The following is a 13,089-nucleotide window of genomic DNA, read 5'->3' as shown; positions in this document are numbered from 1 at the left end:
CCCCCCCCCGCCCGCCCCCGCCGCCCCCCCCCCCCTCCCCCCCCCCCCCCTGCACCCCCCGCGCCCCCCGGGCCCGCCCCCCCCCCCCCCCCCCCCCGCCCCCCCCCCCCCCCCCCCCCCCGGGCCAGTAGCAATTACTTGGAAGTGGGTGCGTCAGGCCTGTTTGTCGGGCCGAACCAGATCCGTGTGGCTGACGCCGAGGGCCAATGCCAGTTCATAGATCGTGATGATCGTCGGATTTCTTCGGCCCTTCTCCAAGCCGCTGATGTACTGCTGGCTGAACCCGGAAATCTCGGCAAGCTGCTCCTGCGTCAGACGCTTCCTTAGCCTGATCCTCTGCACATTACGTCCGACCAACCTGCGCATATCCATGCACGACAGCCAGCGGATTAGGCAGCTTAAGTTTATCAACTATAAATGTAATCCACATCGAGCATCTAAATCGCTGGCGGAGGGGCTTCGCGGAGGCCGTTTTCCGGAGATATAACCAGCGATGTTACAGCCTAAATCGAGCACGCCAATTGCCGACGAAGTGCACTGGTCGGACAGCCTCACGGCATACGATAAAGCGCATTTCACGACTTATATGCGGCTCCTAGACGCCTCCGCCGATGATGCGAGCGAAGAAGAGATGGCCCACCTCATCCTCGGCATCGATCCAGCACGCGAACCGGAGCGCGCCAGGAAGGCTCTTCGTAGTCATCTCGACCGTGCGAACTGGATGGTCACAACTGGCTACAAGGAATTGTTCGCCGGCTGAACAATCCCGCTGTGCGCTCCGTTTCGCCTTTCAAGCAAGGAAACGCTCCTTGAAAACGCGGTCTCGCAGAGGGTGCATTGCATGTAGTTCGTTGGCAAAGTCACCGTACCAATCGGGTGCAATAAGTTGCATCATGATGGCGTCTGGGAAGGAATGGCCCTGCATTGGAGGCGAATGGCCACCCGAAACAGCCTGTGCTCATGCTCAGGACGACCAAAGACGAATTCAGTTTCTCAGAGAATTGAAGATCGCGAGGAGGCCAGCAGGGCTACGGCCTGATCCTTGGTGTGCACGCCGAGCTTCTTCTTCGCATTCTCGAGGTGGAAAGCGACGGTGCGCGGTTTGATGCCCAAGATGCAGCCCATAGCCCAGGCAGACTTTCCGCGCGCCGCCCATTGCAGACATTCATATTCACGAGGTGTCAACGAAACGCCGTCCACTGTTCGGTTGCCGGACAGCTTTCGACGAGCATAAATGTGAAAAAATGTCGCCATGAGTTGGAGCGCCTGTTCATATCGCTCAGCAACGCGCAGGAATGCGGAATTGGGCTTATCAGCGGCAAAAGTCATCGCTGCAACACAGCCTCTACGATCGATAATCGGGATCGTCAAACCGCAGCGGATGCTGAACTGGGCCGCCTCATCAAAAAGCTTCTGTTGAGCCGGCGACATCTCAACGCCACGCAAATCCGATCCCCATGGAAACGGGCAGCCGCCACACCGCGCACGCATGATGACGGGATCGACTTTCTGATACTGGTTTTGCAGATAGTGCGCGGTCCAGGGAGGCGGATAATTCGAGATCAGCTTGGGCTCGCCACAAGATTGCAATGGCAACGCCAAATAGGCAAAGGTGAGTAGATCAAGTGCTGTGGCCGCCCCGGCCATGGCATCCCGGAAATCTGTTTCATCGACACTCTCCGAAAGCTTTTCCACAAATGTCTCGAAGAGAAGCGGCATCTTCTTCGTCATTGTCCTGACTCGATCCCTCCATCCGTCTACTGCGCGCAACCCAGATCTGGAGACCCCGCCAACCCGGCCGCACAACTGCGGCCGGGTTTTGCAGGCATGGCCGGGCTGACCGTCGTTACAGAATGCGACGGAGCTTGCATGATCTTCGCACCGGTCGTCGCCAACCGCAGCTGCGCTGGACTGTTTGAACGGCCATCACCGAGAAGCTACAGCATCTTCCCAACGCAATAGTGCAATCAGAGAGGTTCTTGGGGCGAAATGAAATCCTCGCCGCCCCGCATCATGCAATGGTGAGAAGTCATCCTGCGCCACCATGATCGGGGCCGTATCAAAGCCGTCATCAATCCAATGGTTGCCGCGTGAACGTCGGTCGACACGGAAGAGCACAACGGATAGGCTCATCTCGCCGCTTTGAGCGCTATGATCCGGACGTATTGTTGCGCCGCTTTCTGATTGTTGGTGGGCAGATCGACTCCAAACATTTAGCATGGCTAGAGGTGCCGCTGTTCTCCGCTAAATTCAAATATCAATCTATCATCTTAAGCCGGGCCCAACCCAAGCCGGCACTATCGCTCGACACTGCTGCGGCGACATTCGATTGAAGGCTCTGAAGCACTTTGCGAAGTGCGAAGCAGACGTAAACCCGCAGGCCATGGCAATGTCGATGATGGGCATCCGTGTGCCTTCGATCAGGCGCTTCGCATGGTCTGTGCGAATCCGGAGATAGTGACGCACTGGCGGAAGTCCGATATGGGAAGCGAACAAGCGTTCCAGCTGGCGCCGCGATACTCCGGCCCGTTGCGCGACATCCTCCATTGTTAGCGGGAACTCCACATTTTCTTCCATGATCCGCATTGCCATCAGGAGCTTGTCGCTCACACCGGCAAAGGCTAGACCCGACGGCCCGGTCTGGCGGTTTGATCCTGAGCGCTGACCTTGGACAGTCGCGTGGCGGCAGACCTCCTGTGCAATATACCCGCCGGCATGGCTGCCGATCAGATCGATCGCCAGGTCGAAAGCTGCCAGTTCTCCCGCGCAGGTTGAATACTGGCCGTCCTTGACAAACAAGGAATCGCTTATGCGGGGCTGGTTGAACACTTCGGCGAAAGCAGCGAGCCGCGACCAGTGTATCGTGCAGCGTGTGCCTGCCAGAAGGCCCGTCCGAGCAAGCAGCCATGTCGCTGTCCCAACCGCAGATATCGGCACCCCGCGACGCGCCATCATTCGCAGAAATCCGTTGAGTTCAGGCGTCAGTTGCTGTTCTACCAGCTCGCCCGTCACGATAGCGAGCTGGTTCGGTCTGCGATCGCCCGAACCGGCAAGCAGCTCGTCTATCACGACATCAACGGCAACCGAAAGGCCGTTGGCGCCCTCGATTGGCCGAGCGTCAAGCCCCGCGATTCGCCACCGGAACAGCGGGAGCCTCGATACCGTGTTGGCGATGCGAAAAGGTTCGATATAGGCGTGAAGCGCCAGGTGCGAGAACCCGGGTAACAAAAGAGCCACCAAGTCAAACGGTCGATCGGCCGCCGCCGAAATATTCGGCGTGGCCAACGACGTCATTGCGATGATGTTGGCGGGCGCGTTCACTAGGATCCGTACGTGACTACCGGCTGACCGAACATGCCGGTTTCCGGTTTGACACCGAGGCCTGGCCGCTGGGGTACGGCGATGTGACCATTTTCGATGACGATCGGATTCTTCGCGTCGAAATGTCCTTCGATATATTCCTGCGCGATCCAGGCGCCCTCAAAACGGCGCGGCTCCACAGTGGAAGCCAAGTGTACGCAAGCCGCCGCGATTATGTCGCCACCCCATGCGTCGTCACAGCTGTGCGGTAACGACCGGATGGCGCAAAGGTCGCGCATTGTCGCCATTTTGGTGAGGCCGCCGAGACGAGTGACCTTGAAGCCGAAGCCATCCGCGATGCCGAGGGAGATCGCCCTGAGTACTGCGTTCTGATCGTCGGTGTTCTCATCCAGATATACCGGATGCGTCACCCTACCCTTTAGAGTGGCGACCTCATCCATAGTGTTGCAGGCTTGTTCGAAAACGAATGGGATCGCTTGGCAAAGCCGGTCCAGATGAATCGCTGCAGCGACAGTGAGGCCCCTGTTGCCATCCACTGCGATACGCGCTTTGTAGCCGACCGCCTCCCAAACCTTGTGAACGACGGCCACATCCTCTTCGAGATTTCGCCCCGAGATTTTGACCTGCAGCCGTGGATAACCTGCCTTCACCTTGTCGGTGGCAATCCTGGCCGTTTCGTCCGGTGAGCCAACAATCAGCGAATAGTAGGACGGGACGCGATCGGCCAGGGCGCCGCCCAAAAGCGTTGAAACCGGCACTCCCAGCCGTTGCCCAAGGAGGTCGAGAAACGCTATGTCGAACGCTGCCTTGGCATAGCCATGCCCGTTCAAGCGCTCGTCCATGCGATTGGCGAGAAGCCTGATCGACGCAATCTCCGCGCCCATAAGACCTGGCGCGATTTCGGCAATCGCCGCGCGTGCGCCGAGTGCATGATGCGGCTGATAAACCGGCCCTACCGGGCAGGTTTCGCCCCAGCCAGTCAACCCGTCATTTGTCACAACCTCGACAAGGGTGCTGTCAAGCGCGTCGACGTCGGCGCTTGCCATTCGATAGGTGCCACCTTTAACAGGCAGCTTGGTACTATAGACGTTGATCCGGTCAATGCGCATGATGCTCAGTATTCCTCGTTGAGTGCCTCGACGGCGGGGATTTCCCTTGAGCGACGATCGATATAAGCGCGCAATTCCTCGTCCTTCGCGACGTCGAGCTTAGGTTCTTCATATTCGGCCAGAAGGCGGCGCGCATGATCGAGGGCACGTTGCTTGATATCCTTGGAGCCACCAGCGTACCACTGCTCGATCGAGTTATTGTCGAAGAGTTTCGGAATAAAGAAGGCCTTCTCGAAGTTTGCCTGTGTATGCGGATGGCCAAAGTAATGGCCGCCTGGGCCGACATCGCGGACCGCGGCCAGGGCTTCATCAAAATCGTCCCACTGGATGCCTTGCGTCATGCGATAGCCCATGGCGCAGACTTCGGCGTCCACAACGAACTTTGCGATCGAGCAATGCATGCCGGCTTCATTCCAGCCAGCCGAATGCCAGATGTAGTTTGCGCCAGACATCAGCACGGCCATCATCGTCATCGCACTTTCATAGCCAGCTTGCGCATCGAAGATCTTGGCTCCACCGAGCAGGTTCGAAGTGCGCCAGGGCACGTTATAGCGACGAGCCATCTGGCCGATCATGAAATTCATGAGCGATATCTCTGGCGTTCCCGCCATCGGCGCTCCCGATTGCATCGACACGGTCGACAGGTAATGCCCATAAATGGCAGGGCAGCCCTTGCGCACCACCTGCGTGTAGGCGAGTGCCGAAAGCGCCTCCGCATTGAGCTGCGCCACTGCCGCCGCGGTGGAGGCTGGCGTGTTCGCGCCGCCGAGAACGAAGGGCGAGCACAAGACGGGCTGGTTGCGCCGGCAGAAAGCACGCATGCCGCCCAGCATGACCTGGTCCCATACCAGCGGCGAATTGCCATTGCAGTTTCCGGTAGTCACTGCGTGCTTCTCGAGGAAGCCCTCGCCGAAAAGGATCTCGCACATGTCGAGCACGTCCTCGGCATTTTTGGGCGAGGTGGTCATGCCCATGAATATCTTGTCGGAGTGCTTCATTGACGAATAGGTGATGTGCAGGTGCCGATGCGCGACAACAATGTCCATTGGCTCGACGATGTGGTGCGCCGATGAATGCAACGCCGGCATCATGTGAGCCAGCTTATGGAAGGTCCCAAGGTCCGCGATCGTCGGGCCACGCCTGACGTCATCAAGGTCGCGCATGTACGGCGCGCCGGTCATCGGCACGAAGATGGATTTGTCGCCTCCGAGCTCGACATTCTTCGCTGGATCTCGCGCGAAGTACTGGACGTTGGGGGGAATGGTCTTGATCAGCTCCATGACCAGGCCGCGATCGAGATGAACGCGGTCATCCGCGCGAACGTCCGCTCCGGCTCTCTTCCAGTCCTCAATCGCGATCGGATCGCGAAACACCACGCCCACTTCTTCCAGGATGGCGAGAGAAGCCTCATGAATACGTTCAACCTGCTCGACATCCATCGGCTCTATCACAGGCAGGCCCCGCTTCAGCGTCGGCAACATGTCGACCTTTGGCGCCGTGCGGATCGTCCGCCGCGCTTCCCGCCCTCCTCTACGAGAAAGTTGTAGTTGAGCAGTCATGCCGGCCTCCAAGAAAAACGATGCAGCCTGTGTGGGCCGGCCGGAACTATTGCCGGAGTCTGAAGGTTTGACCTACTGCAAAACTCTCACGCGTCTGTTGATTAAAGCGCCGCGGCAGACGGGCACGTCCATCAGGTTGCTCGCGTCGGAGTTCAGTTTCGTGGCTGACAGTAGCGGCCGCCGACAGCACTTACTCGGCTTTATTCCAGAGCCACTAGATGGAAGAAACCAGCCAAGGCAGCGGCGCAGGTACAATCGACGAGACGCCACCGAAATAAAGTCAATCGGGAGGCTACTTTTTTGCGCCGACGAGCTTCCGCGGCTCCGTGCTAGCAGATTCTTGCTTGGTATTGGTGGGGGACCAAAGTTGTGACTCTAGGAGCCAACTTGGGAGCTGAATTTCGCAGCATGGGATGGAAGGAATGAGATTTGCGGGATCTGCGACAGCCGCCGTAGCAGATTCGTCGCGAACTCCTGAGAAGGCCCACGCCCCGAATATCGGTGCGCGCATAGTTTGGTGTGATTTCCAGCTAAACCGCCTCGAAAGACACAACAGTACCCCTCAACACGTTGTCCAGCGTTCCGAGGGGTGGATATCCGACTCTTTAGGCGAAGGACCGACCGGAAGAATCCCCATCAGAACAAACAAACAAACGGGGAATGACCGCAATGAGGCATCTCGCCCGAGGCACGACTCCACGACGGCTCGCATTTCATGACGGAGTCGTCGGACAGAACTCGATCGAAATCGTTGGTGCACCAAGCGCCCGGAAAGACATGGAGACGAAGTTGTCGAATAACTGGAAATATCAACGCGCCAAGAACGCAATCGATGCCCGTTTCAAAGATGTCGAAACGGTGACGGTTGTCGACTACACCCGTGACACGTCATTGACGTCCATACCGACGAACAAAGCCTACCGAATGGATGCGGTTCACCTCTATGTGGACATCTTGAACCTCCGTGACATGCTCGAAAGCACCGACGTGGAGGGCGAGACCTGTCACAAGAGGACGCTCCGCTTTCTCAATCTTCACTACAGGGCCGTACGCAGAATCTTAGCGGCGTCGGATGCCCTGCGTGTCGATTTTCACAACCAGCGACTCCACGCGGTTGTCGCCAAGCCCTACGGCGAAGATTCGGAAGGCGATCGCGTGAACCGAGCGGTGGCGATTGCACGATTGATCAGCGACGTCCTGCAGGAAACGGGCGACGACGATGAGAACATTCCCGCAGCACAGGTTCGCATCGGCATAGACAGCGGCCGCGCGCTGGTCGTCAACAACGGTCGCGGCGGCAATCGGGAACCACTATTCCTTGGCCGCCCTGCCAATATGGCTGCAAAGATCGCGTCGAACGGAACCGACGTCGGAATCTCTCTCAGCAATGAGGCACGATCTGCAATCGGCCTTGAAGAGCTCGATGCCGAGGACATCCCGCTTACGCCATTGACCGAGGAAGAGATCGCCGAGTGCCAGGATGCAGCGCAGCTCGGCTTGAGCAAGGACACGCTGGTGTCCGAATGGCGCGCTGACAACAAGAACAATCCGATCGGCTCCTTTGTTTTCGCGCGGGTCACGCCACCCCTGACAGATCTCGACATCTCGCTACTGACGCCGGGCAACTCAAGGCGCATGGAGACGATTTCGGTCTACGCTGACGTCGACAATTTCACGGCCTACGTGGATGCCCATATCGACGACGATCCGGAAAACGTTGTTCGCTGTCTCCATGTCATCCGCTCAGAGCTTGATCGAGTTCTTTCTTGCGACTTCTCGGGACGTCGTATCAGGTTCATCGGTGACTGCATCCATGGCCATTTGATGGAGGGAACCGCCTTTCAGACCTACCCCGAGGACACGGTATCGACTGGAACACTCTGCGCCGGCGCCCTCAGGAGCAGCTTCGACCTGGCGCTTGAGCGGCTGCGCGCAAATGACGTGGATACGGACGATCTGGGACTGGCGATTGGTTTTGAGTTTGGACCAACTGCCATCACCCGACTTGGCATGCAGGGCAATCGTGTTCGCTGCTCCACTGGACGAGCAGTCTTGGGATCAGAGGACGAACAGAAACGCTGCACTGGCGAGCAGACGGCAATCGGCCAAACCGCATATGACGGAGGCCCGGCATCGGTGCGCACGCTCTTCGGAACGTCGAGGCGAAAGTCCGGCCTCACCTATGATGTGGTGCTCGAAGCGCTCGTTGCCGATGAAAACAAGGTGGCCAAAGCCATCCACGGTGCCGCTTACGCGGTGGTGAGTCCTTCAATAGCCAGAGCTGCCGAAGCGCCATTTCGACCTTACTTGGAGAAGCGCTAACTCCATGTCGGCCGTGCGGCTTCTGACTGAGACTGCAACCTTGAACCATGCCGTCCTCATGCGCGAGAACGGCGACAGCGCAATCTTTGCTGTCCAGCCCGCGCTTGCTTCCGGTGCCCCAGCGACTAAATTTCTTATTGAGATCACGCGGGTCGGCGAGACAGTCAGAGCTCGCGAGGTGAAGCCAGATCGCCTTCCGTCATTCTGCCCGGAACGTCACATAAACTTCGATGGAAGCTTCTGCCTTTGTTGGGCGGAGCTCGAGCGTCACACCATCGACAATCATGAGGCGGCGGCGGGATGGTGGGGGAAGTTGCTCATTTTTCTCCTTAGGCAGGGCACTGCGGCGGCGCTCCGCTCATGGCCAGGGAAGGCCGATGCTAGAGCCCATGGGCCAGAGGCAGCGAGATTTCAAGCGGTCGCAGAATTCAATGCGTCCAATCTCGGCAAAGCATTCATATCCTCTCTCCGAGAGGAGCGTTTTTCGACCGTGGAGAAGCGAGTAAACAACGAGCGTCGGGTCCGACTGCTCCTGAACGGTAAGAGGATACTGTCGGTAGTTCGAAACGATCGTCGCGTCATGACGCTTCGGCAAAGATGCAAATGCGGCGATGGGAACCGGCCGATTTCCGCCTGCTCGGACCACGCAGATGTCCTCGCCGATTTCGCGCTGGCGTTAGATGGCTGGCGTGAGGCGGAGCAGTCGTTCTTCTACAGTTTCAAAAACACAACGCTGAAATGCTGCGGGACAATGGACAACTGCCCTCTCGCCGACTTTCTGGCCGTGCAGTTGGATGAGACAGCATAGGATTTCAATGGCCAAGAACGACCAGCAAGATACTTACGAGAAACTGCTTTCGGCCAATCACGGCCGGATGCTGGACCTTGTAAAATTTGCAGAAACGAAGAACGCGGCTCTGCTCACGTTTTGCTCGATTTGGATGGGATCGATCATCACGATGCTCCGATCTCCGGACGAACCAGCCATGGGCTACCGCGCAGCGTTCCTCGTCGTTCTTCCGCTCTTGGCGGTGGCGGCAGTCATATCGTTGACTTCATTCCTGCCAAAATTCCTACATCACTTTCATCGGGCCGCAGATGGCTCGACGAACCTCCTCTATTTCGGCGACATCGCAAAACTGGAAGCCGGGGAATTCGGTGAAGCCGCCAAGAAGCGATATTTTCCGGAGGAAGGGCAATCCGCAACCGATGACTATCTAGACGACATGGCTCTCCAGGTTGCGGTACAGGCCCGCATCGCAAATCGTAAATTTAAGACTTTCAACGCAGCCGGCCGACTCGTCCTTGCTTCATGTGTCTGTATGGCAACGCCACCGGTTGTCTGGGCTCTTCAAACAACATGGGCAACCGTTCAGCGTTGGGTTATTGCAAGTGGCTAGGCGGTTGTCGACGTCAGAATGTGCGGTCAGGTTCGCTGGAAAGCTCGGTATGGCCAAGGACGACGCAGGATCGGCTAACATCGCAACCGCCTGTAAGGAGTTTTTGACCAGATCGCAAAACCCGAACGCCGTACACTGCGCAGGCATGGTCGACGGCTGCGGGCACCAGTGGCAAGTCGCGGCATAAACCTCAAACGCCAGTGTCTTTCCGACGCTGCCTTCAGCCGACAACCAGGCGTACTGGTTTGCCTACGCGGGCCAGCATGCTCACCAAGGCATCCATCGTGAATTTGCTGGTCTTCCTGTTCACGACATCGGAGATGCGCGGTCTGGTCACATGAAAAATCTTGGCAGCCTCCTCCTGTTTCAAGTGGTTCTCCTTGATACAAACAGCCAGCTCTCCCATGAGCTGCTCCTTCAAGAGAGGAGCTCCTCGATATGCTTTCTGGACTCCCCGTGATAAAGCTTGGCTTCATTTTCCGAAAAGCCCAGTTCCGCGAACAGATTAGCTCCCGGCTTCGTAACATGCCTGATTTCGGTGGCAATTTCACTCATTTGCTCAAACCTCTTCCGAATGACTGCCGTGTGGCGTGCAGAAGCAATCTCCTTGTCGTGTTTTGACGTGGCCTCCGTTTCTTCTAGAAGCAGTGAAGGACATCGATCGCTCGACGTCGCCGGCAACCACACGCCCCCCCGCAACGAACTCTCTGGAGATCGCTTGCCCGGTATCTCCCCCCGCGCCTGTTATCACCGCAGTCTTCGTCTTCTCAACGCCAGTCACAGGCTAGGCATCTTTAAAGGGATAGTTCGGTTCATAGTCTCTGAAAGGCTGCTGAAGACCAGTGGGGCAGCCCTGCAAAAGTCTCACCCCGTTGTTTAGTTGCCAAGCGCAGACAATTCCCCGGGCATGTTCCGCTGCAGCGGCTGCAGCCGCGTCGGACATGGATTTGGCAGAGTCGCAGATCGCGAAGCATGGTTCATACAAATCTCCTATGTTCCGCCGCAAATGGGTGGGGATCGCAGCCATAGTCGGTCGAAACGCAGGCTATCGCGTCGCCTTGTAAATGGTTGTCCCAACATATTCAGCCGGCTTGCTCTATTTGTCGCGCGGCGCGATTATCGAAGTGTTTGGAGCTTGAGATGGTTCGCCGCTATTATGACCTGCCGTCCCTGACTGCTTTAGCTGTTTTCGAGGCGTCTGCCCGGCACCTGTCATTCAAATTGGCTGCTGCGGAACTGAACGTCACTCCTGGCGCCGTCAGCCGACAGATAAAAGCGATCGAGGACGAACTGGGGGTTCCGCTGTTTACCCGATTGGGAACCGGTGTGGCGCTGACAAGCGCCGGCGAAGATCTTTATGGCGTGTTGGCCAGCGGTTTTTCGCGGGCCGCAGACATCGTCCGAAATGTGAAACGCGGCGACCGTTCCAAGAACGTCACGCTGGCGTGCACGGACGCCTTCGCGTCGACGTGGCTGATCCCACGGATGCCGGACTTCTGGACACGGTACCAGGATATTGCCGTTGACCACCTTATTTCGGACAATCCCCGCGATTACCGCCGCGCCGAGGTCGAATTGCGCATCCGCTACGGGTTCGGATCATGGTCGAATGAAGATGCTGAGCTCCTTTTCGATGAAACAATCTACCCGGTATGCGGGCCTGGGTTTGCAAGCAAGCATCGCGATGCAACGGCGGAGTCGTTGGCCGACCTCCCCTTGCTGCACGTTGACTGGGTGGATCCCGACTGGGCTGGCTGGGACGAGGTCTTACGGCGCGCGGGGGTTTCGCATGGGCCGACCCGCGGTCGGCGCTTCGGCAAGTTCTTCGTGGCGCTTCAGGCCGCTCAAGCCGATCAAGGTGTGGCGGTTGGCTGGCACCGCCTTGTCAAGGCGCAGATTGACGAAGGGAAGCTCGTCAGACTGACGGATCTTGAGCTCCCAGCGCCTGGCAGCTACTACCTCACCTGGTATCAAAATCGCACGCTTTCCCCTGCCGCCCAGAGCCTCCGTAGCTGGATCCGGGAAGCGGCTGCGCAAGAACGAGAAAGCTAGAGCTCTCTGCCGGCGCGCTTCTGCATCGCCCACAGCTTCAGCGGCGCGCCGATCGACATCAGCGGTTCTGGATAAAGCCGAACCGGGGTTGGCTCGTTCAGGGCGTCTGCAACCATTGGCTCGTTGCTGCCAACGGCAAGATCGGCAGCCAGCATCCCGTAGAGGGTGCCTTGCACAGTTCCCAGGCCATTGCAGCATCCGGCTACGAAGACTCTGTCTTCAATTTCGCCGAATGCGGGCGCGGAATTGAGCGAGAGACACAAGTGGCCTCCCCAGCGAAATTCCATCGGTGTTTCACCCAGCATCGGGAAGCGCGCCTGGAATGATCGACCGTGCACAGCGCCGATCCGACGGATCTGCTTCTCACTGGTGGACATGTCCGGATTATAGGTGAAGGTGTTGCGAACGACGATCCTATCGTCGATCCTCCGGAGGGTTGATCCCATCGGGTCGGCCGGGATCAAGCCCCAATGCGGCTCACCGCCCAGAGTTGCCTGTTCGCTCTTGGAGAGAGGCCTTGTCATGCTGGCGTAGGTGAACACATGCAGCAGGCGTTTCTTGAAAAAACCAAAGCTTTCGAGATGACCGTTGACTGTCAGTATCAACCGCGGCGCGGTGATCTCGCCCTCAGCCGTCTTGGCAGTGTGCACTCGGCCAGTCTGCAAAGATCTGACCGGTGAATTCTCGAATAGCTGCACACGCCTCGACACGCCTTCGGCGAGTCCACGGATGAAGCCGGCCGGCTGTGCCATTACCGTTCCCGGCGTGAAGGTACCGCCGACGAAGAAGTCGGTTCCGGTGATTTCCTTCAACTGCGGCCCGTCGAGCCGCTCGAACGGCTCGCCTAAGCCCGTCAGGTGCTTTTCGAATTGGCGCAGAACCGCAACACCGTGATTGGTTGCAGCTCCATGGTACTTGCCGGCCCGAACGAAGAATTTCTGCAACCCGTATTCGTCCGCCGCCGAAGCAGAGAATTCAATCGCGGCCCGGTTCATGCGGATGCGTTTGCGATCGTGATCCTGGCTTCCGCCGTAATGCTCCCCACCGAGCTCGTGCGGAAGATCGATCATGAAGCCGGAGTTGCGCCCGGCAGCACCCCAGCCGACGCGCTGAGCATCGACCACCACTATGCGCTCGTTCGGCACCAATTGTGAGAGGCGCCGCGCGGCCGCCAAGCCAGCAAACCCAGCTCCTACAATGAGCCAGTCCGACTCGTGGCGGCCGCGCAGCACCTCAGGTGCCTTGGGAGGCGGCAGAATACCGTACCAACCGGCCATGGATGTGTCCGCAGGCGTGCGGACAGCCTCATAATCGCTCATCGATGCG

13 protein-coding genes are annotated in these 13,089 nt (G+C 58.2%); 5 read left to right on the top strand and 8 right to left on the bottom strand.

Annotation, left to right across the window (positions count from 1 at the left end; genetic code table 11):
- Window positions 1-153: 153 nt before the first annotated feature.
- A complete protein-coding gene (locus NKH99_RS30890; protein WP_023730016.1) occupies window positions 154-372 on the bottom strand; it encodes a helix-turn-helix transcriptional regulator in 219 nt (72 codons plus the stop codon).
- A 121-nt stretch (window positions 373-493) separates the two neighbouring features.
- Between NKH99_RS30890 and NKH99_RS30885 the strand changes: the two genes are divergently transcribed.
- Complete coding sequence (locus NKH99_RS30885; protein WP_352503551.1) at window positions 494-760, top strand: DNA -binding domain-containing protein; 267 nt, start codon at window positions 494-496, stop codon at window positions 758-760.
- A 233-nt stretch (window positions 761-993) separates the two neighbouring features.
- Here NKH99_RS30885 and NKH99_RS30875 read toward each other — a convergent pair whose 3' ends face one another.
- From NKH99_RS30875 to NKH99_RS30860, 4 genes are all read right to left on the bottom strand, one after another.
- Window positions 994-1,719, bottom strand: a complete 726-nt coding sequence (locus NKH99_RS30875; RefSeq protein ID WP_502900129.1) for an autoinducer binding domain-containing protein — start codon at window positions 1,717-1,719, stop codon at window positions 994-996.
- 546 nt (window positions 1,720-2,265) lie between these two features.
- Window positions 2,266-3,321, bottom strand: coding sequence for a GlxA family transcriptional regulator (locus tag NKH99_RS30870; RefSeq protein ID WP_353017625.1), 1,056 nt, complete (start codon window positions 3,319-3,321; stop codon window positions 2,266-2,268).
- Window positions 3,321-4,430 carry a mandelate racemase/muconate lactonizing enzyme family protein gene (locus NKH99_RS30865; protein ID WP_353017623.1) on the bottom strand — a complete coding sequence of 370 codons (1,110 nt, stop codon included), beginning with the start codon at window positions 4,428-4,430 and terminating at the stop codon, window positions 3,321-3,323. The genes NKH99_RS30870 and NKH99_RS30865 overlap by 1 nt, the downstream gene beginning before the upstream one ends.
- A 5-nt stretch (window positions 4,431-4,435) precedes the next feature.
- The gene (locus tag NKH99_RS30860) at window positions 4,436-5,989 is read right to left on the bottom strand and encodes a trimethylamine methyltransferase family protein (RefSeq protein ID WP_352999471.1); all 1,554 of its coding nucleotides are present in this window, start codon (window positions 5,987-5,989) and stop codon (window positions 4,436-4,438) included.
- Window positions 5,990-6,766: 777 nt separating this feature from the next.
- Between NKH99_RS30860 and NKH99_RS30855 the strand changes: the two genes are divergently transcribed.
- From NKH99_RS30855 to NKH99_RS30845, 3 genes are read left to right on the top strand one after another with little or no spacing between them, the layout of a single operon-like run.
- Window positions 6,767-8,311 (top strand): nucleotidyl cyclase domain-containing protein, encoded by a 1,545-nt coding sequence (locus tag NKH99_RS30855; protein ID WP_353017620.1) that lies wholly within the window; start codon window positions 6,767-6,769, stop codon window positions 8,309-8,311.
- A gap of 40 nt (window positions 8,312-8,351) precedes the next feature.
- On the top strand, window positions 8,352-9,119 hold the full coding sequence (locus NKH99_RS30850; protein WP_353017618.1) for an E2 domain-associated cysteine-rich protein: 768 nt from the start codon (window positions 8,352-8,354) through the stop codon (window positions 9,117-9,119).
- A gap of 7 nt (window positions 9,120-9,126) precedes the next feature.
- The gene (locus NKH99_RS30845) at window positions 9,127-9,711 is read left to right on the top strand and encodes a Pycsar system effector family protein (RefSeq protein ID WP_353017616.1); all 585 of its coding nucleotides are present in this window, start codon (window positions 9,127-9,129) and stop codon (window positions 9,709-9,711) included.
- A 220-nt stretch (window positions 9,712-9,931) separates the two neighbouring features.
- Here the strand turns inward: NKH99_RS30845 and NKH99_RS30840 are convergent, their stop codons facing one another.
- Both NKH99_RS30840 and NKH99_RS30835 read right to left on the bottom strand, forming a co-directional pair.
- On the bottom strand, window positions 9,932-10,132 hold the full coding sequence (locus tag NKH99_RS30840) for a helix-turn-helix domain-containing protein (RefSeq protein WP_353017614.1): 201 nt from the start codon (window positions 10,130-10,132) through the stop codon (window positions 9,932-9,934).
- Window positions 10,129-10,266 carry a hypothetical protein gene (locus NKH99_RS30835; protein WP_353002048.1) on the bottom strand — a complete coding sequence of 46 codons (138 nt, stop codon included), beginning with the start codon at window positions 10,264-10,266 and terminating at the stop codon, window positions 10,129-10,131. Before NKH99_RS30835 ends, NKH99_RS30840 begins: the two co-directional genes overlap by 4 nt.
- A 585-nt stretch (window positions 10,267-10,851) precedes the next feature.
- Here NKH99_RS30835 and NKH99_RS30830 point away from each other — a divergent pair.
- Window positions 10,852-11,763: a LysR substrate-binding domain-containing protein gene (locus NKH99_RS30830; protein ID WP_352691317.1), complete on the top strand. Its 912-nt coding sequence runs from the start codon at window positions 10,852-10,854 to the stop codon at window positions 11,761-11,763.
- On the opposite strand, the gene NKH99_RS30825 is transcribed toward NKH99_RS30830, so the two are convergent.
- Complete coding sequence (locus NKH99_RS30825; protein WP_353017612.1) at window positions 11,760-13,082, bottom strand: NAD(P)/FAD-dependent oxidoreductase; 1,323 nt, start codon at window positions 13,080-13,082, stop codon at window positions 11,760-11,762. The two genes, NKH99_RS30830 and NKH99_RS30825, sit on opposite strands and share 4 nt — an antisense overlap.
- Window positions 13,083-13,089 lie beyond the last annotated feature (7 nt).

This window comes from Mesorhizobium sp. M0854 (assembly GCF_040319815.1).
Taxonomy (GTDB): Bacteria; Pseudomonadota; Alphaproteobacteria; order Rhizobiales; family Rhizobiaceae; genus Mesorhizobium.
Note: the sequence above shows the minus strand (reverse complement) of the source record. Positions and strands in the feature narration are given on the sequence as shown.

What these genes read in the sequence shown, in the direction of transcription:
- NKH99_RS30890 (WP_023730016.1), bottom strand. Translation starts at nt 372, where the DNA reads ATGGATATGCGCAGGTTGGTCGGACGTAATGTGCAGAGGATCAGGCTA.
- NKH99_RS30885 (WP_352503551.1), top strand. Translation starts at nt 494, where the DNA reads ATGTTACAGCCTAAATCGAGCACGCCAATTGCCGACGAAGTGCACTGG.
- NKH99_RS30875 (WP_502900129.1), bottom strand. Translation starts at nt 1,719, where the DNA reads ATGCCGCTTCTCTTCGAGACATTTGTGGAAAAGCTTTCGGAGAGTGTC.
- NKH99_RS30865 (WP_353017623.1), bottom strand. Translation starts at nt 4,430, where the DNA reads ATGCGCATTGACCGGATCAACGTCTATAGTACCAAGCTGCCTGTTAAA.
- NKH99_RS30860 (WP_352999471.1), bottom strand. Translation starts at nt 5,989, where the DNA reads ATGACTGCTCAACTACAACTTTCTCGTAGAGGAGGGCGGGAAGCGCGG.
- NKH99_RS30855 (WP_353017620.1), top strand. Translation starts at nt 6,767, where the DNA reads ATGGAGACGAAGTTGTCGAATAACTGGAAATATCAACGCGCCAAGAAC.
- NKH99_RS30845 (WP_353017616.1), top strand. Translation starts at nt 9,127, where the DNA reads ATGGCCAAGAACGACCAGCAAGATACTTACGAGAAACTGCTTTCGGCC.
- NKH99_RS30835 (WP_353002048.1), bottom strand. Translation starts at nt 10,266, where the DNA reads ATGAGTGAAATTGCCACCGAAATCAGGCATGTTACGAAGCCGGGAGCT.
- NKH99_RS30830 (WP_352691317.1), top strand. Translation starts at nt 10,852, where the DNA reads ATGGTTCGCCGCTATTATGACCTGCCGTCCCTGACTGCTTTAGCTGTT.
- NKH99_RS30825 (WP_353017612.1), bottom strand. Translation starts at nt 13,082, where the DNA reads ATGAGCGATTATGAGGCTGTCCGCACGCCTGCGGACACATCCATGGCC.